The sequence below is a fragment of the Bradyrhizobium sp. 192 genome (assembly GCF_023100965.1).
Classification (GTDB): Bacteria; Pseudomonadota; Alphaproteobacteria; order Rhizobiales; family Xanthobacteraceae; genus Bradyrhizobium; species Bradyrhizobium symbiodeficiens.
Genome location: NZ_CP064690.1, coordinates 4451048 through 4476244, shown reverse-complemented (window position 1 = coordinate 4476244; position 25197 = coordinate 4451048). Strand labels below are relative to the sequence as shown.

General features: G+C 63.6%; 25 protein-coding genes and 1 pseudogene. 11 read left to right on the top strand and 15 right to left on the bottom strand.

From position 1 onward, the window contains the following. Window positions 1-137 precede the first annotated feature (137 nt). Genes IVB24_RS20375 through IVB24_RS20350 form a run of 6 tightly spaced genes read left to right on the top strand, consistent with a single transcriptional unit; the run spans window position 138 to window position 6314 of the window. The gene (locus IVB24_RS20375; RefSeq protein ID WP_247768305.1) at window positions 138-1316 is read left to right on the top strand and encodes an ROK family transcriptional regulator; all 1179 of its coding nucleotides are present in this window, start codon (window positions 138-140) and stop codon (window positions 1314-1316) included. Window positions 1317-1373: 57 nt separating this feature from the next. Further along, window positions 1374-2660 (top strand): ABC transporter substrate-binding protein, encoded by a 1287-nt coding sequence (locus IVB24_RS20370; RefSeq protein ID WP_247768303.1) that lies wholly within the window; start codon window positions 1374-1376, stop codon window positions 2658-2660. Further along, window positions 2657-3580, top strand: coding sequence for a sugar ABC transporter permease (locus IVB24_RS20365; RefSeq protein WP_247768301.1), 924 nt, complete (start codon window positions 2657-2659; stop codon window positions 3578-3580). Before IVB24_RS20370 ends, IVB24_RS20365 begins: the two co-directional genes overlap by 4 nt. Next, window positions 3573-4430: a carbohydrate ABC transporter permease gene (locus IVB24_RS20360; protein WP_247768299.1), complete on the top strand. Its 858-nt coding sequence runs from the start codon at window positions 3573-3575 to the stop codon at window positions 4428-4430. Before IVB24_RS20365 ends, IVB24_RS20360 begins: the two co-directional genes overlap by 8 nt. 10 nt (window positions 4431-4440) lie before the next feature. After that, window positions 4441-5550: a sn-glycerol-3-phosphate ABC transporter ATP-binding protein UgpC gene (gene ugpC, locus IVB24_RS20355; protein WP_247768297.1), complete on the top strand. Its 1110-nt coding sequence runs from the start codon at window positions 4441-4443 to the stop codon at window positions 5548-5550. Beyond that, the gene (locus IVB24_RS20350; RefSeq protein WP_247768295.1) at window positions 5547-6314 is read left to right on the top strand and encodes an SDR family oxidoreductase; all 768 of its coding nucleotides are present in this window, start codon (window positions 5547-5549) and stop codon (window positions 6312-6314) included. The genes ugpC and IVB24_RS20350 overlap by 4 nt, the downstream gene beginning before the upstream one ends. 268 nt (window positions 6315-6582) lie before the next feature. Here IVB24_RS20350 and IVB24_RS20345 read toward each other — a convergent pair whose 3' ends face one another. Further along, entirely contained in the window at window positions 6583-6825 is a 243-nt protein-coding gene (locus IVB24_RS20345) for a PilZ domain-containing protein (protein WP_247768293.1), read from the bottom strand. Between the two features lie 6 nt (window positions 6826-6831). Then, a complete protein-coding gene (locus tag IVB24_RS20340; RefSeq protein ID WP_247768291.1) occupies window positions 6832-7053 on the bottom strand; it encodes a hypothetical protein in 222 nt (73 codons plus the stop codon). Window positions 7054-7467: 414 nt separating this feature from the next. On the opposite strand from IVB24_RS20340, the gene IVB24_RS20335 reads away from it, so the two are divergent. The 3 genes and pseudogenes from IVB24_RS20335 (at window position 7468) to IVB24_RS20325 (ending at window position 9396) form a co-directional block, all read left to right on the top strand. Beyond that, window positions 7468-7698 carry a hypothetical protein gene (locus IVB24_RS20335; RefSeq protein ID WP_247768289.1) on the top strand — a complete coding sequence of 77 codons (231 nt, stop codon included), beginning with the start codon at window positions 7468-7470 and terminating at the stop codon, window positions 7696-7698. A 25-nt stretch (window positions 7699-7723) separates the two neighbouring features. Further along, the gene (locus IVB24_RS20330; RefSeq protein ID WP_247768287.1) at window positions 7724-7906 is read left to right on the top strand and encodes a hypothetical protein; all 183 of its coding nucleotides are present in this window, start codon (window positions 7724-7726) and stop codon (window positions 7904-7906) included. 121 nt (window positions 7907-8027) lie between these two features. Next, a pseudogene (locus IVB24_RS20325) lies at window positions 8028-9396 on the top strand (IS1182 family transposase). A gap of 164 nt (window positions 9397-9560) precedes the next feature. Here IVB24_RS20325 and IVB24_RS20320 read toward each other — a convergent pair. Then, window positions 9561-10512, bottom strand: a protein-coding gene (locus IVB24_RS20320) for an IS630 family transposase (protein WP_247768038.1) whose coding sequence is annotated in 2 segments (ribosomal slippage) — window positions 9561-10173 and window positions 10172-10512 — 954 coding nt in all. Because the reading frame shifts where the segments join, the coding sequence is not laid out codon by codon here. Window positions 10513-11115: 603 nt separating this feature from the next. Here IVB24_RS20320 and IVB24_RS20315 point away from each other — a divergent pair. Further along, window positions 11116-11883 carry an RICIN domain-containing protein gene (locus tag IVB24_RS20315; protein ID WP_247768286.1) on the top strand — a complete coding sequence of 256 codons (768 nt, stop codon included), beginning with the start codon at window positions 11116-11118 and terminating at the stop codon, window positions 11881-11883. A gap of 43 nt (window positions 11884-11926) precedes the next feature. On the opposite strand, the gene lpxB is transcribed toward IVB24_RS20315, so the two are convergent. From lpxB to lpxA, 3 genes are read right to left on the bottom strand one after another with little or no spacing between them, the layout of a single operon-like run. Next, window positions 11927-13102, bottom strand: coding sequence for a lipid-A-disaccharide synthase (lpxB, locus tag IVB24_RS20310; RefSeq protein ID WP_247768284.1), 1176 nt, complete (start codon window positions 13100-13102; stop codon window positions 11927-11929). Further along, window positions 13099-13956, bottom strand: coding sequence for a UDP-2,3-diacylglucosamine diphosphatase LpxI (gene lpxI / locus IVB24_RS20305; protein WP_247774137.1), 858 nt, complete (start codon window positions 13954-13956; stop codon window positions 13099-13101). Before lpxI ends, lpxB begins: the two co-directional genes overlap by 4 nt. Window positions 13957-13975: 19 nt before the next feature. Next, window positions 13976-14767: an acyl-ACP--UDP-N-acetylglucosamine O-acyltransferase gene (gene lpxA / locus IVB24_RS20300; protein ID WP_247768283.1), complete on the bottom strand. Its 792-nt coding sequence runs from the start codon at window positions 14765-14767 to the stop codon at window positions 13976-13978. A gap of 176 nt (window positions 14768-14943) precedes the next feature. Here lpxA and IVB24_RS20295 point away from each other — a divergent pair, with 176 nt between their 5' ends. Further along, entirely contained in the window at window positions 14944-15306 is a 363-nt protein-coding gene (locus tag IVB24_RS20295) for a KTSC domain-containing protein (RefSeq protein WP_247774136.1), read from the top strand. A 32-nt stretch (window positions 15307-15338) separates the two neighbouring features. Here IVB24_RS20295 and fabZ read toward each other — a convergent pair whose 3' ends face one another. The 9 genes from fabZ to pyrH form a co-directional block, all read right to left on the bottom strand. Beyond that, window positions 15339-15800 (bottom strand): 3-hydroxyacyl-ACP dehydratase FabZ, encoded by a 462-nt coding sequence (gene fabZ, locus IVB24_RS20290; RefSeq protein WP_140479942.1) that lies wholly within the window; start codon window positions 15798-15800, stop codon window positions 15339-15341. After that, the gene (gene lpxD / locus IVB24_RS20285; RefSeq protein WP_247768282.1) at window positions 15797-16864 is read right to left on the bottom strand and encodes a UDP-3-O-(3-hydroxymyristoyl)glucosamine N-acyltransferase; all 1068 of its coding nucleotides are present in this window, start codon (window positions 16862-16864) and stop codon (window positions 15797-15799) included. Before lpxD ends, fabZ begins: the two co-directional genes overlap by 4 nt. A 128-nt stretch (window positions 16865-16992) precedes the next feature. Next, window positions 16993-19518, bottom strand: a complete 2526-nt coding sequence (bamA, locus tag IVB24_RS20280) for an outer membrane protein assembly factor BamA (RefSeq protein ID WP_247768281.1) — start codon at window positions 19516-19518, stop codon at window positions 16993-16995. Between the two features lie 177 nt (window positions 19519-19695). After that, complete coding sequence (gene rseP, locus IVB24_RS20275) at window positions 19696-20847, bottom strand: RIP metalloprotease RseP (protein ID WP_094890509.1); 1152 nt, start codon at window positions 20845-20847, stop codon at window positions 19696-19698. Window positions 20848-20891: 44 nt separating this feature from the next. Next, window positions 20892-22115: a 1-deoxy-D-xylulose-5-phosphate reductoisomerase gene (gene dxr, locus IVB24_RS20270; RefSeq protein ID WP_140479945.1), complete on the bottom strand. Its 1224-nt coding sequence runs from the start codon at window positions 22113-22115 to the stop codon at window positions 20892-20894. Window positions 22116-22119: 4 nt separating this feature from the next. Continuing rightward, a complete protein-coding gene (locus IVB24_RS20265) occupies window positions 22120-22962 on the bottom strand; it encodes a phosphatidate cytidylyltransferase (RefSeq protein WP_094977709.1) in 843 nt (280 codons plus the stop codon). Then, complete coding sequence (locus tag IVB24_RS20260) at window positions 22959-23717, bottom strand: isoprenyl transferase (RefSeq protein ID WP_140479946.1); 759 nt, start codon at window positions 23715-23717, stop codon at window positions 22959-22961. Before IVB24_RS20260 ends, IVB24_RS20265 begins: the two co-directional genes overlap by 4 nt. Before the next feature lie 122 nt (window positions 23718-23839). Next, entirely contained in the window at window positions 23840-24403 is a 564-nt protein-coding gene (gene frr / locus IVB24_RS20255; RefSeq protein ID WP_094977707.1) for a ribosome recycling factor, read from the bottom strand. 70 nt (window positions 24404-24473) lie between these two features. Next, window positions 24474-25190, bottom strand: coding sequence for a UMP kinase (gene pyrH, locus IVB24_RS20250; protein ID WP_038949770.1), 717 nt, complete (start codon window positions 25188-25190; stop codon window positions 24474-24476). Window positions 25191-25197 lie beyond the last annotated feature (7 nt).

Genomic DNA, 25197 nt, shown 5'->3' with positions numbered 1-25197 from the left:
GCAAAGCACAGAGACCGATCGGCCGACTCCCGATGCTGCCGCGCACAACAACAAGACTACGCCGGCGGCTGCAAACGCCTTGACAGCCAGAGCGCTCCGCGCGCAAATTCTTACTCTAAGTAAGAATGACGATAGGGATGGAAATGCCGGAGCAGCCGAGAAGTCGGCGGCAGACGCGTGCTGCCATTTTGACTCATCTGCTTCAGTCCGGCGGCTCGTTTCGTCCGCCGCTGGCGAAAGCCGTGCGCCTGTCGGAAGCGAGCCTGTCGCGTATCCTGCTTGACCTGAAGGCCGAGGGCCTGATCGAGGAAGTGCGGCGCCCTGCCCCTTACGTCGGCGGCCCGACCGGCCTGGTGTCGCTCGACGGCTCGGTCGCGCTCGCGGCCTTCGAGCTGACGGCGCAGCACCTCGGCTTCGGCGTCGGCGGCCTGTCCGGCGAATTGCACTACACTGAACGCATGCCGCTGCCGAAGACGCCGACCGTCGAGACCGTCGGCCGGGCGTTTCGCGAAGCGATGACATTGTTGCGCGACTGGGCGCGGCGCCGCCGCGTCGTCCTCTCGCAGGTCGGAGTCTCCATTCCGGGCCTCGGCCGGCTGAGCGCCGCGGGCAACCCCATCATTCCCTGTGACGTCGGGCGCATCAGCGACATGTTCGGCGAGATGTTCGCAGGCGTGCCCGTCGAATTCACCAATTCGGTCGTGGCGCACGCCACATTCCATCGCTGCCGCACGGAAAACTATCCGTTCACTGACACGCACCTGTTCGTCTTTGTCAGCCATGGCGTTGCGGGCGCCTGGATGGATGATCCTGTCGAGACCGACGCACTCCAGCCGATCGAGCTCGGTCACATGGTGTTTGGCGAAGGCGGACCGCGCTGTCGCTGCGGCCACATCGGCTGTGTCGAGGCCCATACGTCGCTTCCGGCGCTGGCCGAGCTACTCGGCGTGCCCGAGCCGGAATTGCTCCAGCTCGGCAACGATTGGGTCACCGCGATCCCGATCTCCTCGCGCGTGCGCCAGGAGTTGCGGCTTCGCCTCTATCGCCTCGGGCTCGCGATCGGCAACACGCTGAACGTCAAGCCCTGTCACGGCGTCGCGATCTCCGGCTGGCCCTCGCTCCTTGCGGAGGGCGATCGGAAAGCGCTGGTCGACGGCGTCGACGCCTGCCTGCTCGGCGGCCGCGAGCATGCGCGGGTGTCGCTGGCCTTCGTGCCACCGTCGAACGGCAATGATCCCAGGGCCGCACTCGCCTTCGCCGCGTTCTGCCTCGCCTGCCGCGGCGGCATGCCGGCCGCCTCGACGGAGGCCGCCTGAGATGGCCTGAAGCTGCGCGGCTCGCACGCAAGAGAATTCACACCGGGAGGAACTGCCATGCCGATCACGACAACAAGGCGCCGTCTGCTCGCTGGATCTGCCGCCGCGCTCGCACTGCCGGCCTTTGCCCGCGCGCAAGGCGCGGTCAGACCGCGCCTGACCGCGATCTCGCAATGGTCCGCGGGCAGCGACGGGGCGGCCATTACCGCGCTCGGCAAGAAGTTCGAGGAGAAAGGCGGGGTTTGGCAGCACTCGCCCGTTCCCGGGTTCACCACCGAGATGATGAACAAGCTGCGCGCTCAGATCATGGCCGGCGATCCGCCGGCCTGCTCGCAGCTCAAGGGTCCCGAGATCGCAGCCTGGTCGAAGATCGCCCCGACTGTCGATCTCGACGCGGTCGTCGCCGCCGCCGGCTATGAGAAGGTCGTCGCTCCGGACCTTGCGAAACTGCACAAGCCGGCCGGCAAATGGATCGCACTGCCGTTGCAGATCTACAGCACCAACATGCTGTTCCTGTCCAAGCGCGCGATGGACAAGGCCAAGGCGGACAAGATTCCCGTCACCTGGGCTGACTTCAACGATCTCGCCGAAAAGATGAAAGCAGGCGGTGTCGCCTCTCCCATCGCCAACGGCGGCACCCGTCCGGATGACGGGCAAAAATTCGAGGCCGCTCTCGCCGGCATCAGTCCCCTCGCATATCGCGCCGCCATCATGAATCTCGAGAAGAAGGCCCTGGAGGGACCCGAGATCAAGGCCGCGTTCGCACAGGTGCGCAAGATCGCCGACTGGATGGATCCCAATGTCGGCGCCCAGCACTTCTCGACCAACCTCAAGCGCTTCGTCGACGGCAACATGGGCATGATGATCATGGGCGGCTGGGCGCAGGGCGTATTGCGCAACGCCGGCTTCAAGTTCGAGGACTTCCTGATCGCACCAGGCCCCAGCGACAATGGCAAGCCGGTGTTCCTGTTGAACGCCGACGCCTTCATCTTCTGGCAGCGCAAGGAGGCGGACCTGCAAGCCGGCCAGACGCTGATGGCCCAGCTCGTCATGGATCCCGCGATCCAGACGATGTACTCGCAGATCACGGGATCGATCCCTGTTCGCACCGATGTCGATCTGTCTGGCGAAGGCTGGTCCGAAGGGCAACGAACGACCTCGGCCGCCCTCAAGAGCGCTATCGCAAGCAATCAAGCCCTTCTGAGCATGGCGCACAACATGGCGCAGGAAAACGGCATGACGGCTGCGATGATCGACGTGATCACGGAGTACGTGAAGGACAAGACGATCAAGCCCGACCAGGCAGCCACGCGCCTCGCCCAGGCCGTCGAGGGCGCACGTTGACCAATGCCGTCTCGATAAGGCCGGGCCGGCCGGCGCTTCCCGAATGGCTGCGCCGGCTGCCCGAATACCTGATGATCTGGGTGCCGCTGCTGCTGTCCGCCGCGCACCTCGTGTCGTTCTCGCTGTGGACGGTCTGGATCTCGTTCACGCCGTCCACGCTCGTTCCGGTTTCGGGCTGGGTGGGGTTACGCAACTACTCGGCCGTCGCGGCATCGCGTAACTGGCAGATCGCCTTCGACAATCTGTTGCTGTTCGGCAGCGCCTTCGTGCTGCTGAGTTTGGTGACCGGCCTCGCCCTCGCAATCCTGCTCGACCAGCGCATTCGCGGAGAGAACGTGCTGCGATCCATCTTCCTCTACCCCCTCGCGGTGTCGTTCGTGGTCACCGGCACGGTCTGGAGTTGGCTGCTCAATCCCGGCCTTGGAATCCAGAAGCTGGTCCACGACCTCGGCTGGGCCTCCTTCAAGTTCGACTGGCTGATCGACCGCGACATGGCGATCTGGACCATCGTGATCGCCGCGATCTGGCAATCCTCAGGCTTCGCCATGGCGCTGTTCCTTGCCGGCCTCCGGTCCGTCGATGCCGACATCGTCAAGGCGGCGCAGATCGACGGTGCCGGGCCAGTTCGAATCTACCGGCGCATCATTCTGCCGTCGCTTTGGCCGATCACCATCACTGTCGTCGTGATCCAGTTGCAGTTCGCGATTTCGACGTTCGACCTCGTCCGCGCGCTCACCAATGGCGGACCGGGGATCGCGACCCAGCTGCCGGCACTGGTCGTCTACGACCTGATGTTCCAGCGCAGCCTGCTCGGCCGGGGCGCGGCGGCGGCGGTCCTCATGCTGCTCATTCTGCTCGCGGTGCTGCTGCCATATGCAGCGTGGCGATACGTCCAGCGACGGCGGGCCGCCCATGCGTGAGCGCTCCTTCGTGGCAAGTCGAATTTTGATCTACCTCGTCGTCCTGCTGATCGCTGCAGCATGGCTCGCGCCGCTCGCCGTCGTCGTACTGAATTCGCTCCGCAGCAACGAGGAGATCGCGCAGGGCTCGATGATCGGCTGGCCGCAGCACTGGGCCTGGAGCAACTATTTGACGGCCTGGAGCGGCTTCTGCGTCGCCGAGACCTGCGCCGGCATCCGGCCGTACATGCTGAACTCCGCGCTCGTCACCATCCCTGCAACGATCTTCTCGACCCTGCTGGGTGCGATCGCCGGCTACGCCGTGTCGCTCTGGCGTTTTCGCGGCGACACCTGGATCTACGGCATCGTGACCCTCGGCCTGTTCCTTCCCCAGCAGATGCGCCTGCTGCCCTGGACCATCGTGCTGCGGGACATCGGTCTCATCAACACGCTCGCCGGCCTCGTGCTGATCCACACCATCCAGGGGCTCTCCTTCACCACGCTGTTCTGCCGCAACTACTATGTCGCCATTCCCCATGAATTGATCAGGGCCGCGCGCATCGACGGCGCCGGGTTCTTCCGCATCTTCTGGCGCATCATCCTGCCGCTCTCGGGGCCGATCCTGGTCGTCACCGTGATCTGGCAGTTCACGCATATCTGGAACGAGTTCCTCTATGGCGTGACGTTCACGAGCGGCCAGCAGCAGCCCGTCACCGCCGCTCTCATCGCGCTGTCCGCCGCCGTCGCGGACATCCCGCAGCATGGCGTGCAGAGCGCCGCAGTGATCATCGCGGCGCTCCCGACGCTGTTGATCTATCTCCTCGGCGGCAAATACTTCGTCCGCGGCCTGACTGCCGGGGCCGTGAAATGATGGAGTTGTCATGGCAGCACTGAGCATTCGCACCCTGTCGAAGCGCTACGCCAATCTCGAGGTGCTGAAGGGGATCGATCTCGACATCGAAAGCGGCGAGTTCACGGTGCTGGTGGGGCCGTCCGGCTGCGGCAAGTCCACCTTGCTCAACATCGTTGCCGGGCTCGATCATCCGAGCGCAGGCACCGTCGAGATCGGTGGGCGCGTCGTCAACGACGTCCCGCCGAAAGACCGCGACATCGCCATGGTGTTCCAGTCCTACGCACTCTACCCGTCGATGACGGTACGCCAGAACATCACCTTCGGCATGGAATGCCGTCACGTCCCCAAGGCCGAGCAGGAGAAGGCGGTCGCGAACGTCGCCAGACTGCTCCAGATCGAGCCGCTGCTCGGCCGCAAACCCTCGCAATTATCCGGCGGCCAGCGCCAGCGCGTGGCGATGGGCCGCGCGCTGGTGCGTGATCCCCTGCTCTTCCTGTTCGACGAGCCGCTGTCCAATCTCGACGCGAAACTGCGCGTCGAGATGCGCATGGAGATCAAGCGACTGCACCAGCGCATCGGCGCGACCATCATCTATGTCACCCACGACCAGATCGAGGCGATGACGATGGCGACGCGGATCGCCGTGATGCATCGCGGCGTGGTGCAGCAGTTTGCCGATCCCGATACCGTGTACCGCTATCCCGCCAATCTGTTCGTCGCGCGCTTCATGGGCTCGCCTCCGATGAACACCATGCCGGCGCGGCTGGAGGCCGACGCCGGTGGGCCCGTGGTCGTGATCGGCGCGGGCCGGCCGGACGAGGTTCGTCTTCGCCTGCAGGGATACGACGCGGCAACACCTTATCTCGGCCGCGAGGTGGTGTTCGGGATCAGGCCGGAATGCATCGCGGAGGGCAACCGCGTGTTCTCCGCCGATGCGCCCATCGTCGTCCACGCGCCGGTGGAGATGGTCGAGCCCACCGGCGCCGAAACCATCGTGCTGCTGCGGCTCGGCGGCGAGTCCGCGCTGGCGCGCATCACGCCGGACATCCGCCCCCCGCCAGGGATGGTGGCGCCCTTCGCGCTCGATACGCGCCGCATCTGCCTGTTCGACCCCGAGACGGAGCGACTGATCGCATGACAAAGACGAGCTATGCCGGACTTGCCGACCGCGTCGTACTGATCACCGGCGGCGCCAGCGGCATCGGGGCCGCCTTCGTGCGCGCCTTCGCGGCCCAGGGAGCGCGCGTTGCGTTCCTCGATGTGGACGAAGCGGCCGGCCGCGCGCTGGTCGCAGAGGTGTCGGCGGCATCGGACAACACACCGCTGTTCGTGCCCTGTGATCTCCTGGACATCGACGCCTTGCGCGCCGCGATGTCGCAGGTTCACGGTGCGCTCGGCGACGCCGCCGTCCTCGTCAACAATGCCGCCAACGATCAGCGCCAGGTGCTGAGCGAAGTGACGCCCGCCGAGTTCGACTGGACGATCGGCGTCAATCTCAAGCACGTCTTCTTTGCCGCGCAGACCGTCGTGCCGCAGATGCAGGCGCGCGGCGGCGGCTCGATCATCAACATGTCGTCGATCGCCTGGATGCGCGGCGCCCCGGCGCTCCCGGTCTATGCCGCGGCCAAGGCGGCGATCGTCGGGTTCACCAACTCGCTGGCCCGGCTGGTCGGCCCCGACCACATCCGCGTCAACGCGATTGCACCGGGCATGGTCATCACCGAGCGCCAGCGCCGGCTGTGGTATCCGGACGATCAGGTCATCGCCGAGATGCGCTCGCGACAGGCCGTTCCGGACGCCGTGACGCCAGAGGACATCGCCAATATGGCGCTGTTCCTCGCCTCCGACGAAAGCCAGCGCATCACCAGCCAGTGTTTTCGGGTCGATGGCGGCCTTGCCTAGGCTGTGCAGACGAATTCGTCTTGGTCCGCGTAGCTCTCTGAGGCAGACGTCGAGCAAACATTGAGGCTGGTCGCCTTTGGGCCAGAAGCCGAAGTCGCCTTCGGTCGTTGGAGAGCCGCTGCACGATTAGCAGTGATGTCAACGATGTCGGCAAGGCGAGCCGTGGCCTTCACGGCGCACGGTCGCGCTGTTGCCGAGTTGGATCGTCAACCGCTGACGCGAGCGCATTGTTGACGGCGACGACCGACCGCAAGGTCCCTTGATGACGCTAATCGAAAGTTACGCCAATCCTGTAAGCTCTTCGCCAGACCACGCGGCACGATATCTTCAGTTTGTCTTCGGGTATGATCAACGTGAACGCGGCAGGAATGGTCGCGCTCAGATCGGAAAGCTGCAAAGCGGCGCCCGTAATCGAGAGATCACGAATAGTGCAGGAGGTCTTGTCGCCGCCATATTCAATCTGCGCGGGCTTCGAAACGCGATAGCGAGGCGCAATCCGGGTTTCGACCACTGAAGATCACTCCCAATTCAATCCATATTCGTCGGTCGTTTGATTGATCCAGAGCAGAGCAGCTCTCGTATCGAGCCAAATCAGCCGCTCGTCTTCGAGGTCTTCGTCAGAAGTCATATGCAGCAGGAACTCATTCTCGGCGAACCTAAAAAGGCTATCTCGCGCCTGACGTTCAGCAAGCGTTTGAGCTGCGATAAATGCATACTTTCGCGTAGCGACGAGATGCATGGGCAATCATCTTAGAAAAGCAGAAAATGAATTCCGGTACAATCACAGATGGACATTAAGAATTCTTCAAGGACAAAAGTATACCGGCTCGCGGCGCACGCCCGCCGAAAAAGGCGGTGAACGCAATGAGCCGCAGCGGCTTTCACGGGTGCGGCCCTGCCTGACCAAAAAACCTGGGTCAGAAACAGTGAAATATTGGCCAGCCCCGGCACCGCGAAGACTATGCCCTGATATTGCTACCGGTGGAGAGGGCCATTGAGCCCCCGAAGACTTCCTCAATAAGGCCGGTCGCCACCAACGGTAATCGATTCTTAACCCATCCGCCCCGATCATCAACCTGACTAGCGTAGATAGCGTCCCCAGCGCCGCTTCTTCGCGCGGTCTAATGAATTAATTACGGTTCATTGCCAACCTGTGGCCATTGCAAATCGTCGCGGCGGTGACGCCAATATCGAAGATCGATTGATCAAGACCTGCTCGGTTGGCAGTCTCTTTATGCGAGAGGCCGTTATGCTCAAGGGTTTTATGATTGCCGTTCTAACGCTGCTCTTTTTATCCATGTGCGATCAATACACATCCGATGGAAAATACACCGATGCGGTCATTATGGTGGCCAAGCAGATTGGACACTCCTTTGGTGCCTGACTGCACTGGCGTCGCCCACGAGACCATGATGAGCGAGACCAATATTCTTCACGCGCTAAACAACCATGAGTGCCCGGATTGCGGCGCGAATGAATTGCGATCCGGGCTCCGCGTCGATATCGCCGAGCATCTGACCTGCGTCGAGTGCGAAGCCCGTTTCTACATTGCGCCGCGTCGGCCACATGCCAAGGTGTTTATTCGGCAATAGCCTAGAGCCGCGACCTTTCAATGAATGTCCGCCTTGGGTCGATTTTGTTGCAAAAGTCGGTTGAGACAAGTCACGAAGCGTGATTCCGTTGTGTTGACGCGAATCTCGGCGAAGTCGATCCATGATGGGCCGTCTGAAGAGTGACCAAGGTCAACTGTTCTACGTGTTTTGTCTTGGCGACGCGGTCCTGAAGATCATTTGGTGCGGAAGATCGATGCTGCTCTCGATCTGTCCTGGCTTCGCGGTGAACTAGCATCTCACTATTCGTCAATGGGGCGCCCGTCGATTGATCCGGAACTGATGATCCGGATGCTGGTCGCGGGGTATGTCTTTGCGATCTGCTCAGAACGGCTGATCTGCCGTGAAGTGCAGGTGAACCTCGCCCTATCGCTGGTTCTGCAAGCTCGGTATCGAGGACGCTGTCCCGGATCATTCGGCGTTCTCGCGCGCCCGCAACGGGCGCTTCCGCGATGGAGATGTTCTCCGCCGCGTGTTCGAACGGATTGTCGAGACATGCATTGCCGCCGGTCTGGTTGGTGGCGAAGGATTTGCAGTCGATGCGAGCCTGATGCGGCCGACGCGAACAAGGAGCGCTCGATCGCAGGTCACGATTGGCGCAGGGATCGCGATCCGGCCAGGTCTAGCCGCGCGGTGAAGGAGTATTTGGCAACCCTCGACGATCCGCTGTGGGGAGCCGCCAGCGATGTCATCCCGAAATTTGTCTCGCCATCCGATCCGGCAGCGCAGTGGACCGGCGCTCACAAGGGGCCGGCATTCTTCGCGTACTCCGACAACTATCTCATCGACGTGAAGTTCGGCGTCATCGTTGATGTCGAGGCCTCCCGCGCCATTCGCCAGGCCGAGGTCGGTGCAGCAAAGACCATGATCGAACGGACCGAGGAGCGCTTCGGTCTCAAGCCAGAGCGACTTGTCGGGGATACCGCTTACGGAGCGGCTCCAATGCTGAACTGGCTGGTCGAGGAGAAGGGCATCGCGCCACATATCCCTGTGTTCGATAAGTCGAAGCGGGATGATGGCACTTTCTCGCGGAGCGACTTTCGATATGACCCGATCGGCGACGTTTACCACTGCCCGGGTGGTAAGCGGCTTGGACGAGCGGTACCGTGCACGAGGGCAAGACCCTTCTGTATCGTGCAAGCAAGCTCGACTGCGATGTATGCCCGCTCAAACCGCAGTGCTGCCCAAAGGAACCATCACGCAAGATCCCGCGCGATATCCATGAGCATGCCGGAGACGTTGCCCGGTCGTTCGCTGGCACCGAGGGCTTCGAGCTCTCTCGGCGTCAGCGCAAGAAGATCGAGATGAGGTTCGCACACTTGAAGCGCATCCTGAAGCTTGGTCGGCTCCGATTGCGCGGCCCGCAAGGTGCCCAGGATGAGTTTGTTCTAGCCGCCATCGCCCAGAATCTGAGGCGATTTGCATCGCTGGTCGCACGACCGCCACCGGCTCAGGCTCTGCGCATCGCGTAGCGTAGCGTCGAAGTTGCGTAAAATGCGTCAGGGCCAGCGCTTCAGAGCGCGGCTCAACGAAAGGCCCAGCGGCCAAATCCATTGCAGCCGACTTTTGCAACAAAATCGGTCACAAGCGGCCCTCAGCGCACATCGCCGTGAAGGTCAGCTAGAGCAGATTCTGATCAGGCGCGATCATAACCTGCCGCGGCGAAGAAGTTCAGGCACTCTTGGGCGGTGAAGGCGGCTGTGGTGAGGGCGATAGCATTGTCCAAAGCCTGGATTGATCTGGCGGCGGCCTTTCGCAGGGCGGCTTTGAGCTTTGCGAAGGCCATTTCGATCGGATTGAGGTCGGGCGAATAAGGCGGGAGATAGAGGAGCTGAGCGCCCGCCGCGTCGATTGCGATGGCGATCTCGGTCCGCTTGTGTGCTGCGAGATTGTCCATCACCACGATGTCGCCGGGCTTGAGTGTCGGTACCAGGACTTGCGTCACGTAAGCCTCGAACGCCGGACCATCCATGGGGCCGTCGAGGACCATCGGCGCGGTCATACCGGTCGCTCTAAGCGCGCCGACGAAGGTCGTCGTCTTCCAATGACCATGCGGGATCGCGGCGACGCAGCGCTGGCCGTACGGCGAACGGCCGTAGCGCCGCGCCATTTTGGTCGAAGCCCCCGTCTCGTCGATGAACACCAACCGATGGATGCCGATCTCAGGCTGAGACGCCTTCCACGCTGCGCGTTCAGCGGCCACGTCCGGCCGATCCTGCTCGCTGGCGTGCGATGTTTTTTTTGAACGTGATGTTGCGACGATCGAAGAATCGCCAGATCACGCTCGGCACGAAACGCTCGCCGTGGACTTTGAAGAGATGGTCAGCGATCTCGGCCAGCGTCATGTCAGGCGTAACCTTGACCAGGGAGAGGATCTCCGCAGCGTGACCCTCGATCCGAGCTGAACGCCGGTCTCCGCCCTGCGTTCCCGCCTCACAGGCGCCGGTCCTTCGCCACTCGCCAACCAGTTCGATCGCTGTCGAGGGCGCCACGCCGAACCGAACAGCGGCGCCCCGACGGCTCATGCCTTCATCTTCCACAGCCCGAATAATACGAATGCGAAGGTCCGGCGACAGCGGTTTAGCCATGGGGGCTGGCCTCCATCACCAGCCCTCAGGGTGAATCACGATTTGCCTCCCAAGGGAATCCCCTACCGATTCCGACAGGTTGGAAAATGCTCTAGCAGCCAAAAGCAGACCTCCGGGTCTTGGCACGATAGCCGTCCGCCTCGATATCGCGGACCAATCGGCGCATTGCAGCAGTTCAGCCTGGAAGGCCTTTCCTGATCCGGCACGTGCAGGATCGCGCCCAAGCAGGTCGCCTGCGGAACTCACCCGCAATGGTGGGGCGCTTGGCAATTCTGGATTCCACGACCTGTCGAAATGCGACGGTCCAGATCAAGGATGACGGCTGGCGAGCCCACTGATCTCGCTGCCTGCCGGGTCGTTCGGCTACAGGACGACCGTATCCCGTCGAACAGGGTCGCCTACATCGTCCTGAAAACCAGGTCGGCGCGACCAGCTCAAGCGCCCCCCGCGAAGCATGTGTGTTCACTCCTGTAAATTGTGCTCCTGGCCACCTGCGTGTGAATGCATTCACAGACCGAGCGACGCTCTGGATGTATATTCCTGGAGACACACGCGGAAAGCTGCCCCTTCGGATCGAGCCGCCAATCTGAGGAGTAACGCACGGTGCAGAATAGCTACCTTTGTCTCGTCCTCGGGACGCTTAGCTTCACGCTCGCGTCGATTTCGCCAAATGCCGCTTCAGCGTTCGAAGATGTCAATATGGGGTCGGCAATCAGCGTCGAGGGCGGGCATATTGTGGCGCGGTGGGACACAAGAGGCTTCCATCACTACAACATCCGCTGGTCGGCGAATGGCGGGCCCGAAAAGCAAGTCGAGCGCGCTGGTGACAAGAGCTTCGTTTACCTAACCCCTTACCAACCCGGCGTCCTCTATTCGATTTCTGTTCAAGGCTGCGATAAGAACTTTGTGAGCAGCTCGAAATGCACAAGCTGGGACGGTGCATCATGCGGCAACCCGCGCAATCCATGCACTGGCCCAATTCCTATGCCGATCAAAAGCCGCGGCGGGCTCTGCCTCGACGTCGATGCGCCGAACCAGCGTGTGAATGGCGGACGGGTGCAGGTGTGGGCCTGCAACGGCTCGGACCAGCAACTCTGGTCGATCAATGGCAGGCGCATCGTCAGCCTTGCCGGAAAGTGCCTTGATGCAAATCTTCCGGAGATCCACAAGAACGGCGGCAGAATCCAGGTGTGGGACTGTAACAACAGCGCGCAGCAGAACTGGCGGCAGAACAGGCTGGAACTGCGCAATGGCGGCGGCAAGTGTCTCGACGTTCATGCACCGATGCTGCATCAGAACGGCGGGATCGTGCAGCTTTGGCAGTGCAACGGCACAATCCAGCAAAGCTGGAGCCAACCGGGCTTGTTGTAGAGCCTTTTCCGCAATTGGACGATCAGAACAAAGTCTAGCTCGCTCACCTTGTCTTCCGCATCGTCGCCAGCACGATGTCGGCCGCCAGCACGCTCGGTGACTTGTTGCCGGTCGACATGATCCGATCGAGCTGGGCAAACGCCTCGACCTGCTGCCGCCGCAGCGGGGAATCCGTCAGCACGTCACTCAGCGCCGGTGCCAGCTTCTCCGGCGTGCAGTCCTCCTGCAGGAACTCCGGAATGACATCCCTGCCGATCACGAGATTGGCAAGGATCACCGAGGACACGCGGATCGCGCGACGCAGGATAAAGGCCTCGATCGCGCCGACGCGATAGGCCGTCACCATCGGAATCCCCGACAGTGCCAGTTCCAGCGTCACTGTACCGGATTTGGCCAGTGCCGCACGTGCGATGCGGAACACGGCGCGCTTCTCGTTCTCGCCGGTCACGATCCTTGGCTTGACCGGCCAATTCGCGATGCCTTCGCGGATGGTGGCTTCGAGATGCGGCATCGTCGGCAGCACCAGTTCGAACGCGCGGCCTTCGGCCTGCAAGCGGCGGAGTGTCGCGCCGAAGACGTCGAGGTGGTGCCGGACCTCGCTGCGACGGCTGCCGGGCAGTATCAGCAGCACCGGCGGCTCGCCATCGCGGCGCGACTGCTCCTCCGCGTTCGGCCGCAGCGAGGGCAATTGCTCGACCAAGGGATGGCCGACATAGCTGCAGGGCGGTCCGCCGAGCTTGCGGTACTCCTCGGGCTCGAACGGCAGGAGACCGAGTACATGGTCGACATAACCGAGCATGGTCCGCGCCCGCCCCGGCCGCCACGCCCAGAGTTGCGGGGAGACGTAATCGACGACTGGAATCGCCGGATTCTTCGCGCGCACGCGGCGGGCGACGCGATGGGTGAAATCGGGGCTGTCGATGATGACGAGCGCGTCCGGCGCGGCCTCGGTCACGGCGTCGGCCGTCTCGCGGATCAGCCGCAGAATTTTCGGCAATTGCTGCACCACCGCGGCGAAGCCGACGATCGACAGCTCCTCGATCGGAAACAGCGATTCGAGCCCCTCGCGCGCCATGGTCCGGCCGCCGACGCCGACGAATTGCACGCCATCGCCGAGGCGCTGGCGCAGCACCTTCATCAAGGCGCTGCCGAGCCGGTCGCCGGATTCCTCCGTGGCGATCAGGAAGATCTTGCGCTTGGGATCGCGCGACTGCATCACGCCGGCAGACCGATAACGAAGAGGTATTTCGCGTCGGCCAGCGCGATCATCGCCTGCGGCTCGGCGGCGATGGTGTTGCCGGCGATGACGGCGAGGCCCGCAAGGCCGGCCGCCGCGACACCTTCGAGAGTGCGCGGGCCGATCGTGGGCAGGTCGAAGCGCAGATCCTGGTTGCTCTTCGGCGCCTTGACCAGCACGCCGCGGCCGGCGGCCGCACGAATGCGCCCCTCCTCGCGCAGGCGAGCGACGCGCGCGAGCAGCGCGTCGGTGCCCTCGATGTCCTCGACCGCCACCACGTGGCCGTCGATCACCACCGCAGCCTGGCCGATATCGAACGGGCCGAGCGCCGTCAGCACCGCGCGACCGCGCGCGATGTCGGTCTTGCTGTTGTCGTTCGGCCAGGCGCGACTGATGCAGCCCTCGGGCATCAGCAGATCGGGCGCGACGTCCTTGATGCCGACCATGCGAAAGCCACCCTGCTCGAGGATGCGGCCGACGCCGGACAGCAGGTGATCGTCGCCGCCCCGGAAGGCGCGGATGACGTTGCCGAGCAGGCGCAGCGTCGTGACGTCGAACCTTATTTCGGTCAGCGAGGGCCGCACCAGCGTGCCGATGAAGATCAGGTCGCGGCAGCCCTCCTCGCGGAATAGCCGCATCGCGCGGCCGAGCTGGCCGACCGAGATCCAGCGATGGCGGAACTTCTCCACCTGCGCCGGATCGCAGGCTCCGCGCAGCGGAAACAGCACCGGCGTGATGCCGCGGGCGGCAAGCGAGTCGGCGACCGCGAACGGCATCGCGCCGCCGCCGGCGACGATGCCGACCGGAGATGCAATCTCCGGCGCCGCCGATGTCATGTCCGCGGCCATCCCCGGATCACTTTCCGATGGCGGGAAGACATAGCGGGCGCTTGCCCTTGCCGATGAAGTCGAGAATTTCGGCGATCGCAGGATCTTCGCCCGCAAGCGGCCTCGATGCCTCCAGCCGCTCGGCGAAGGTACCGGGGCCATGGAAGAGCTTCTGATAGAACCCGCGCACCGTCGCCAGTCGCTGCTTGGTGAACTTGCGCCGCTTCATGCCGATGATGTTGAGGCCTTCCAGCACCGCATACTGGCCGTTGACCAGCCCGAACGGAATGATGTCGTCGCGCACGCCGCAGACGCCGCCGACCATGACCTGCGGCCCGATGCGGGTAAATTGGTGCACCGCTGACAGCCCGCCGATGAAGACGAAGTCACCGATCTCGGCGTGACCGCCGAGCGTCGCCGAGGTCGCGAAGATCACGTCGTTGCCGACATGGCAGTCATGGCCGACATGGCTGCAGTTCATGAAATAACCGCGGTCGCCGACCGTGGTGATGCCGCCGCCGGCGACCGTGCCGGCATTCATGGTCACGGACTCACGGATGGTGCAGCCCGAGCCGATGGTGAGCCTGGTCAGCTCGCCCCGATAGGAGAGCGACTGCGGCGGCGTGCCGAGCGAGACGAAGGGGTAGATGGTGCAATCGTCGCCGATGGTGGTCTGCGCCGTGATGTGCACGTGACCGATCAGCTTGCAGTTCTTGCCGATCACGACGTGGGGGCCGATGATGCAAAAGGGTCCGATCTCGGTGCCCTCGCCCATCACGGCGCCGTCTTCGACCCGCGCGGTAGGATCAATCTTACTCATCAAGCAATCTGACTCATCAAGAAGGTCTGATTAGGTGTTGAAGTCGCTCAACTTTCCGGTGGTTAGCGCGACTATGCCCAATCTGTCCAGTGACGTATCATCTCGGCGTGTTTCAGGCACCGGATGAGCCGGCCGTCGCAGCACCTCAACGCGTTCATGTGGAGCTTGAAGTCATCGTGGTCAGGGCCCTGGCAATCCTGCTCGCACAGCTGGCGACCGCGCCGATCGTGTCCGAGAAGGTCGAGACCGCCGAACATCGCGTCGTCGATCTCAAGACCTTCGAGTGCCGCGATATCACCCGCAGCACGGTGCTGCAGCGGGTCTGTTACGACCCCGCGCAGCAACACCTTATCGTCGCGGCGAACGGCGCCTATGACCGCTATTGCGGCGTGACGGCGGACACTGTCGAGCGCCTCCTGGGCGCCCCGTCGATGGGCCAGTTCTTCAACCAGACTATCAAGCGGGATGTCACGACCGGCCGCTACGCCTGCCCCGGTCGCCACGCGTACCGCGCGCGAGAGCGCGTCCTGCGCAGCTGATCTCGCTCCGGGCCCCTTCGCTCGAAGGCGCTTTAGTCCGTCAGCATGGCGCCGACGTCGGCTTCCGCAACCACCTGCCCGTTGACCTTGGCGTCGCCGTGAAACCACCACATGGCCTTGCGGCGGCCGATCGAACGCATGTGATATTCGATGGTGTCGCCGGGCAGCACCGGCTTGCGGAATTTGCACTTGTCGATGGTGAGGAAATAGACCGCCCGCGGCTTGTCGGTGCCTTCGACCGACTTGATGCCGATCACGCCCGCCGTCTGCGCCATCGCCTCGATCATCATGACGCCGGGATAGACCGGCCGCTCCGGGAAATGCCCCTGGAAGGCCGGCTCGTTGAAGGTGACGTTCTTGATGCCGATGCCGCTATAGTCGGCGCGGATGTTGATCACGCGGTCGATCAGCAGCATGGGAAAGCGGTGCGGCAGGGTCTGGAGGATGGCATTGATGTCCACCAGCTCGAACTTGACAGGTGATTCCTCCGTCATTCCCGTTCCTCATTCTTCGGATCAGCCCTGCTGTCGCGTACCAAGCGCTCCACCGCGATGATCTCCTTGAACCATTGTTTGGTCGGCTTGGCGAAAAAACCACCCCAGCGGCCGCCCGGCGGGATGTCGTCCTTGACGCCGCTCATCGCGGTCACCTGGGCACCATCCCCGATTTTGAGGTGGTTGTTGATGCCAACCTTCGCTCCAAGTGCCACGTTGTCGCCAATGGTCAGGCTGCCGGCGAGCCCGATCTGGGCCGCCAGCAGGCAGTGCCGGCCGATCGTAACATTGTGGCCGATCTGGACCTGATTGTCGATTTTCGTGCCCTCGCCGATCACGGTATCGCGCAAGCTGCCACGGTCGATCGTGGTCCCGGCGCCGATCTCGACATCGTTCTGGATCAGCACCCGCCCGGTCTGCGGCACCTTCAGATGGCCCTCGGGGCCGAAGAAGATGAAGCCATAGCCGTCCTGGCCGATCGAACAGCCGGGATGGATCAGCACGTTGTTGCCGATCAGGGCGCACTGGATCGCGGTGCGCGCGCCGACATTGCAGTCCCGGCCGATCTTGACGCCGGGCCCGATCACCGCCCCGACGCCGACCACCGTGCCGCTGCCGATCTCCACATCCGGACCGATCACGGCCAGGGGATCGACGATCACGCCGTCCTCGAGCCGGGCCGAGGGATCGATGATCGCCGAAGGCGCGATGCCGTCATTGCCGACCCAGGATTGCGGCCTCAGCGCTTCGCCGTGCCATTCCCGCGCGATCCTGACGAACGCCCGGAACGGCTGCGCCACCCGCAGCACGGCCACATGCGCCGGCACCTGGGCCTCGAAGCGCGGGCTCACCAGGCAAGCGCCAGCCTGGGTCGCCTCGAGCTCATCGGCGTATTTGAGGTTGTCGAAGAACGCCAGATGCATCGGGCCCGCTTCGTCCAGCGAAGCCAGGCCCGTGATGATGTGGCCGCCCCTGGCGGGATCGACCAGTTGCGCCTTGGTCAGCGTGGCAATGTCAGCCAGCGTCGAGGCAGGCGGCTTTGTGAAGAAGGTCGGCTGCGCCATTCCACCCCGTCGCGGTCCGGCTTCGGCATGAAGCGGTCAGGCCGCATCATGCCTTGTCTCACGGATTGAGCACGATCTTTTTGCGGACCGGCCCCAACCGGGGGCCGGCTCATGCCGTGCTGATCGAATTAGAACGTGGTGCCGCCGCCGAACCGGAATTCCTGCGTACGGTCGTACTTACCCTTGCTGAGCGGCACGGCGTAGTCGAAGCGCAGCGGACCGAACGGAGACTGCCAGATCAGGCCGACACCGACCGACGAGCGGATGACCTTGCTGTCGTCATAGACCAGGCCGGTACAGGTTCCGGTGCTCGATGGATTGATCGTCGAGGGGATACAGCCGGGCGCATTGACTTCGTTGGTCGTGGTCCAACTCGTCGGCCCTTTATAATCGTACAGGCCACCGGCGTCGGCATAGACAGCACCCTTCAGACCCACTTCCTTCGGCAGGAACCAGAACGGCATCTGCAATTCGAGCGAAGCGCCCCAGTACTTGGTGCCGCCGAGCGCGTCCTGCGTGCCAAAGGGATTCAGGTCGCGCGGGCCGATGCCGTTCGGGGCAAAGCCGCGGACGAGGTTCGGGCCCATCTGGAAGTGGTCGAGCATGCGCAGGTCGGTGCCGATCTTGTTCAGCATGCCGCTCTGCAGGCGGACCAGGCCGACGATGTCCGATACCAGCGGAGCGTAATACTTCGCATCGATCACCGACTTCAGATAGGACACGTCGCCGCCGACGCCGGCGAAATCCTGACGGAAATCAACGAGCAGACCGTCGGTGGGGTTCTTGTTGTTGTCGAGCGTGTTGTAGGTGAGCGTGTAGCCGAGCGCCGAGGTCAGGGTCTTGCCGTTGGCAAGCTCCTTGCGCACGGGCAGCGAGGCTTCGCCGTCAGAATAGCACCCAAGAGGCGAGCTGTTGAAAGCGCTTATGGGATTGCCATTCGCAATGAAGGCAGGACTCGGATTGTAATCCGCCGCGCCAATGTTGTTATTACAGTTCGCCAGGTAGCTCGGCAGCGTGATTTCCTGCTGATAGATCGAGTAGCGCAGCTGCAGCGACAGATCTTCACGCAAGGAGAAACCGAGGCGCGGCGAGAAGCCGAGCGTCTTGGTGCCGTAGGAGATGTAGCTGTTGGACAGTTGCTGGCGCTGATAGAGGTCCAGGCCGAGCGCGACGCGGTAGTCGAGCAGATACGGCTCGACAAACGACAGCGAGTAGCCGCGTGCATACTGTCCGTAGGTCACCGCTGCCTTGGCGAACAGGCCACGGCCGAGCAGGTTGCGCTCGGATACCGAAACTTCGGCCAGCGCGCCGTCGGTGGTGGAGTAACCGCCCGAGATCGAGAAGTCGCCGGTCGATTTCTCTTCCATGTCGACGTTCAGGACCACGCGATCGCTCGACGAGCCGGGCTCGGTCGTGATCTTCACGCTCTTGAAGTAGTCGAGGTTCTTCAGGCGCCGCTCAGCACGGTCGACCAGGGCGCGGTTGTAGGCATCGCCCTCGGAGATGTCGAACTCGCGGCGGATCACGTAGTCGCGCGTGCGCGTGTTGCCGCGCAGGTTGATGCGCTCGATATAGGTGCGCGGGCCTTCGTCGATGTTGAACACGACCGAGACGGTGTGCGCCTCGAAATTGCGGTCGCCGCCGGGCCGGACCACGGCAAAGGCATAGCCGCGGCGCGAGGCCTCGATCTGCATCTCCTCGACCGACTTCTCGACCGATTCGACGTTGTAGAGCGAGCCGGCCTGGACGCGCGAATAGCCGCGCAGCGAGGTGGGATCGAAGTTCGGAATGCTGGAGCGGAAATCGACGGCGCCGACGCGGTACTGAGCGCCTTCCTCGATCTTGAAGGTGACGTTGAAGCCCTTCTTCTCCGGATCGTATTCGGTAAGCGCAGCCACCACCTGAACGTCGGCGTAACCGTTCTTGAGATAGAAGCGGCGGATCAGGTCGCGGTCGGCTTCGACGCGATCGGGATCATAGATGTCGCCGCTGCCGAGAAAGCTCAGCAGGTTCGATTCGCGCGTCTTGATGACGTCCCTGAGACGGTAGGACGAGAACGCGACATTGCCGACGAACTCGATCGACTTGACACCGGTCTTGGCGCCCTCCTCGACCGTGAAGATGAGATCGACGCGGTTGTTCGGCTGCTCGATGATCTCGGGCGTGACGCGCACGTCGTAGCGGCCGGACCGGCGATAGATTTCTGCGATTCGCAGCGTGTCGGACTGCACCATGGCGCGGGAGAAAGTGCCGCGCGCCTTGGACTGGACTTCAGTGGTGAGCTGCTCGTCCTTGATCTTCTTGTTGCCCTCGAAGGCAACCCGGCCGATCACCGGATTTTCCACCACCGAGACGACGATCTGGCCGCCGGCGCCACGGTTGATTCTCACGTCCTGGAACAGGCCGGTCTCGATCAAGGCCTTGAGGCCGTCGTCGATGGCGCCTTGATCCAGGCGGCCGCCCGGACCGGGCTTGAAATAGGAGCGGATCGTCTCGACCTCGACCCGGCGATTTCCCTCGACGGAAATCGACTGCACGGTCTGAGCGAGCGCAGACGAAGGCACAAAAACAGCCCCGACCGGGGCAACCACCGGCGCGCCGAACATGATCAGGGTTGCGAGCAAGCCCCCCCGGAGTCGCAGTCCAAACTTCATCGCGCAACGCGCCCTTATCATTCCGAGCCAGACCCAACCCCAACGCCGGTCCGGAGATTCCCCAAGTTCAGGGCCGCTTGTAGCCAATTTCACCGACGCCGCAAACGGCCGAAAGCGTCGTAATTTCAATTTCATTCCAAGACGTTGCTCAACAGCAACGCCACAAAAAAGCCTCCATCAGGATGCGGCCATCCGCAGGATGTCGTTGTAGGTCGCGAACACCATCAGCATCAGCACCAAACCGAGCCCGATTCGGAAGCCCATCTCCTGAGTCCGCTCCGACAGGGGCCGGCCGCGGACGACCTCCGCCGCATAGAACATCAGATGGCCGCCATCGAGCAGCGGGATCGGGAACAGGTTCAGCAGGCCGATCGACACCGACAGCACTGCGCACAAATTGATCACGAACTGGAACCCGGCGCTGGCCGCCTGCCCCGACATCTTCGCGATGCCCAGGACGCCGCTGACCTCGTTGGGATTGCCGTTTCCGGCGAACAGCGAGCCCAGGAACTTGAAGGTGCTGGTGATGATGAACCAGACCTGCTCGACCCCGATCTTCAGCGCCTCGCCAACGCCCACCGGGGTGCTCGACGCCTCGCCGGCCTGTGCCTTGTGCTCGATGCCGAGCACGCCGAGACGGTGGCTGTTGCCGAACGGATCCTTACGCTCGAGCAGCGCCGGGGTTGCGGTCAGCGAGACGATGGTGCCGTCCCGCTTGACCTGAAAGGCAAGCGCTGAACCCGCATTCATCGCAACGATTCGCTGCATGTCGGCAAAGCTCTCGATCGGCTTGCCATCGATCTGGACGACGACGTCCCCGATCTTGAAGCCGGCCGCAGCCGCAGCACCATCGGCGACGACGCCGTCGACGCGCGCGATCGTGCTCGGCTTGCCGTAATACAGAGCCATTCCCGCGAAAATCAGCGCGCCCAGGATGAAATTGGCAATCGGTCCGGCCGCGACGATGGCGGCGCGCGGGCCGACCTTCTTGTGGTGGAAGCTGCCGGCGCGCTCCTCGGCCGTCATGGCCGCGAGCGTCTGGGACGAAGGGGTCGAGGCCTCGCTCTCGTCGCCGAAGAACTTGACGTAGCCGCCAAGCGGGATGGCCGAGATCTTCCAGCGGGTGCCGTGGCGGTCATTGAATCCGACCAGCTCGGGTCCGAAACCGAGCGAGAAGGTCAACACGCGCACGCCCGCCCAACGCGCGACCAGGAAATGGCCGAGCTCATGGAAGAACACGACGATCGTCAGGACGAACAGGAAGGGAACCGCGTAGCCGAGGAGCCCATGGCTCAACGTATTGAAACTATGGACAAAAAAGTCGATCATCGAATTCCCTCATCCAGCGCCGCAAGGCCCTGGCCCCGAACCATCTAGGATGCCTTTAAGGCAATTTGAGGCAATAGGGCGGCAGCTCTATTTCGAGCAACATGGTCAACAGAGATTGCATCATCGGCGGACGTCAGAGGCGCCTGGTTACCGCTGCGGATCCAGTCGTCCAATGTCGCCTCCACCAGCCGGGCGATCGCACCGAACCGGATCTTGCCGGCGATGAAGGCCGCGACCGCGACCTCGTTGGCAGCGTTGTAGACGGTGGTCGCCCCCTTCCCGGTCCGGAGCGAATCGAACGCCAGCCGGAGTCCGGGGAAGCGCTCGAAGTCAGGCGCCTCGAAGGTCAGCTGGCCGATCTTGGCGAGGTCCAGCTTGGCCGCCGGCCCCTTGATGCGATCGGGCCAGCCGAGGCAGTGCGCGATCGGGGTGCGCATGTCGGGCGCGCCGAGCTGGGCCACCACCGAGCAATCGGAAAACTCGACCATGCCATGGATGATCGACTGCGGATGAACGAGAACGTCGATCTCGTCCGGGCTCAGCGCGAACAGATAGGACGCCTCGATCACCTCGAGCCCCTTGTTCATCATCGACGCCGAATCGATCGTGATCTTCTGGCCCATGCTCCAGTTCGGATGCTTGAGGGCCTGCGCGAGGGTCGCCTGCTCGATGTCGGCCGGCTTCCAGGTCCGGAACGGGCCGCCCGACGCCGTGATGATGACCCGGACGAGTTCGTCGCGATTGCCCGACGCCAGCGCCTGGAACAGCGCATTGTGCTCGGAATCCGCCGGCAGGATGCATGCGCCCGCCTTGGCCGCACGCTGCATGAAGAAATCACCGGCGCAGACGAGACATTCCTTGTTGGCGAGCGCGACATGCGCGCCCCGGTCGACGGCGGCCAGTGCGGGCTTCAGTCCGGCGGCGCCGCTGACGGCGGCCATCACCCAATCGGCCGGACGCGCGCCGGCTTCGATCACCGCGCTTTCGCCCGCGCCGCATTCGGTGCCGGTCCCGGCCAATGCAGCCTTGAGCTCGGCGAACTTGGAGGTGTCGGCAATGGCGACGAAACGCGCGGAAAACTCCTTCGCGAGCTTTGCCAGCGCTTCGACATTGCTGTTCGCCGTCAACGCCTCGACGCGGTAGCGCTCGGGCGAGGCGCGCAGCAGATCCATCGTGCTGTCGCCGATCGAGCCGGTGGCGCCGAGAACCGTGACGCTGCGGACGTCGGACGCCGCAAGCCTGTTGTTACGCAATGGGACCGCGCTCATATCCTCACCAAACCATAAGACCGCTTCCGGCGCTATGCACACCATGGCGGAGAAAGCCGATAATCCATGCCATCAGGATGGCGGCGACAAAACCGTCCAGGCGATCCATAAGCCCGCCATGGCCGGGAATTAAGTGACTGGAATCCTTGACATCGAAGCGCCGCTTCACCGCGGATTCGAACAGATCGCCCAACGCCGAGACCACCGAAAGGATGGCGCTGACGAGCAGCAGTGGTGCCATCTTTCCGAACCCGCAGGCCGCAAAGCCCACTGCAACCAGGAGGCTTGCGACGAAGCCGCCCAGCGCCCCGGACCAGGTCTTTTTCGGGCTCACGCGCGGCCAGAGCTTCGGCCCGCCGATGCTGCGACCGGCAAAATAGCCGCCGATATCGGTCGCCCACACCACCAGCAGCACGAACATCAGCGCGGTGAAGCCGTTGACGAGATCCTTCCGCACCAGGATCGAGGCCAGCAGCGCCGCCGTTGCATAGGCAAAGCCCGTCGCCGCCCAAACGAACTTGCCGCGCGCGATCAGCGTCACGATCGCGCCGCCGACGAGGCCGATGATGACGGACGTCTTCAGCCCGCCAAAAGCGACGGCGGCCCCCATCATCGCGATGACGATCGTCCCTGCCCCGGTCAGCGCCGCCGAGCCCGCGCCGACCACCGTCAGCCATTCCGCGAACAGCCCGATCGAGACCAGCGTGACGAGCAGCACCCACAGCCAGCCGCCGACATAAGCGATCGCGATGGTCAGCGGCGCCAGCACCAGCGCTGCGAGGACCCGCATCACCAGATTGCTTGGGGCAGGCTTGGCGCCCGCCGGTGCGGAATCTTGTTCGCTCACGAGGCGGTTTTCGCGACCAGGCCGCCGAAACGGCGCTCGCGCCTGGCGAATTCGGCGATCGCGCCTTCCAGCGCCGCCTTGTCGAAATCGGGCCAGTGGATCGGCACGAAGACGAGCTCGCTATAGGCGGCCTGCCACATCAGAAAATTGGACAGGCGCTGCTCGCCGCTGGTGCGGATGATGAGATCGGGATCGGGAATATCGGGCGCATCGAGATGCGCGCCGAGCGTCTCGGCGTCGATCGTGCCTGGATCGCGCTGACCTTCCGCGACTTCGCGCGCCAGCTTCTGCGCCGCCTTCGCGATCTCCTGCCGCGAGCCGTAGTTGAAGGCGACGACGAGTGTCAGGCGCGTGTTGTCGCGCGTCAGCTCCTCGGCCTCGTTGAGCAGTGCGCAGATGTCGCCCTCGAGCCCGTCGCGCTCGCCGATGATGCGGACCTTGACGCCGTCGCGATGCAGGCTTGCCAGATCGTTGCGGATGAAGCGGCGGAGCAGACCGAAGAGATCGCCGATCTCGCTTGCCGGACGCGACCAGTTCTCCGACGAGAAGGAGAAGATGGTGAGGTAGCGGATGCCAAGCTCGTGCGAGGCGCGCACGACGCGGCGCAGAGCTTCGACGCCGCGGCGATGCCCCTCCGCACGCGGCAGGCCGCGCGCGGCCGCCCAGCGCCCGTTGCCATCCATGATGATGGCGACATGCGCGGGCACCTCGGACCGGTCGGGTCCTTCCGTTGCGGGCGCGGCGGCGTTGGACATTTGCGAGGGCCTCAAAGCATGATCCGGACCCGAAGGGCCGCGTAAGCGCAAGGTGCGAAGCGGTTTTCCGAAAAGATCATGCGCAAACGATAACCTAAAGCGCGATGATCGATCATCGCAATTTAGACGGTGAGGATTTCCTTTTCCTTGGCGGCCAGCAACTGGTCGATTTCCGTGATCGTACCATCGGTCGCCTTCTGCACCTCGTCGGCGTGGCGCTTCTGGTCGTCCTCGGACATCTCGTGGTTCTTCTCGAGTTTCTTGAGGACGTCGAGGCCGTCGCGGCGGACGTGGCGCGCGGCGACCTTGGCGGCTTCCGCATATTTATGCGCGACCTTCACCAGTTCCTTGCGCCGTTCCTCGTTCAGCTCGGGGATGCGCAACCGCAGCACCTGGCCCTCGGTCGCGGGCGACAGGCCGAGGTTGGAATCGACGATTGCCTTCTCCACCGCCTTGACCATCGACTTGTCCCAGACCTGCACCGAGATCAGGCGCGGCTCCGGCACGCTGACGGTGGCGAGCTGATTGAGCGGCATGTGGCCGCCATAAGCGTCGACCTGCACCGGATCGAGCATCGATGCGGAGGCGCGCCCCGTGCGCAAGCCGCCAAGCTCGTGCTTCAGCGACTGGATGGCGCCCTGCATGCGGCGCTTCACTTCGTTGAGGTCGAAAGTACCCGTGGGCATCACGTTTCTCCTTCAAGATCCCGGCAACCGCTCCCGCGACCTTCCCTAAAGGCGCGCGACAGATGAGCGGTCAGCCGGCGACAATGGTTCCGTGGCCGACGCCACGCAGAATCGCGCCGATCGAGCCCGGCTCCGCGATCGAGAATACGATGATAGGCAGCGACGTCTCGCGGGCAAGCGCGAAGGCGGTCGCATCCATCACCTTGTAGCCGCCCTCGATCGCCTGTGAATGAGTCAGCCGGTCGAATCGCGTCGCGGCCGGATCCTTCTTCGGGTCGGCCGAGTAGACGCCGTCGACATTGGTGGCCTTCAGCACCGCCTGGGCGCCGATCTCGGCGGCACGCAGCACTGCGGTCGTATCGGTGGTGAAGAACGGATTACCGGTTCCACCGCCAAGCAGCACGATGCGTCCCTCGGCGAGGTATTTGTGCGCCGCAGTGCGGGTGAACAGCTCGGAAATCTCGGGCATGACGAACGCCGACAGCGTACGCGCCGGCGTGCCCTTGCGCTCGATCGCCGATTCCAGCGCGAGGCAGTTCATCATGGTGGCGAGCATGCCCATGGTGTCGCCGGTCGGCCGTGACACACCGCGGGCGGAGACCTCGACGCCGCGCACGATGTTGCCGCCGCCGATCACGACCGCGACCTCGGTGCCGAGCTTGCGGGCCGCAATCAGATCGTCCGCAACCCGGTCGACGGTCGGCTGATCGATGCCAAAGCCTTGCTGTCCCGCGAGATATTCGCCGGACAGCTTGATCACGACGCGACGATAGACCGGATCAGACATGAGCACT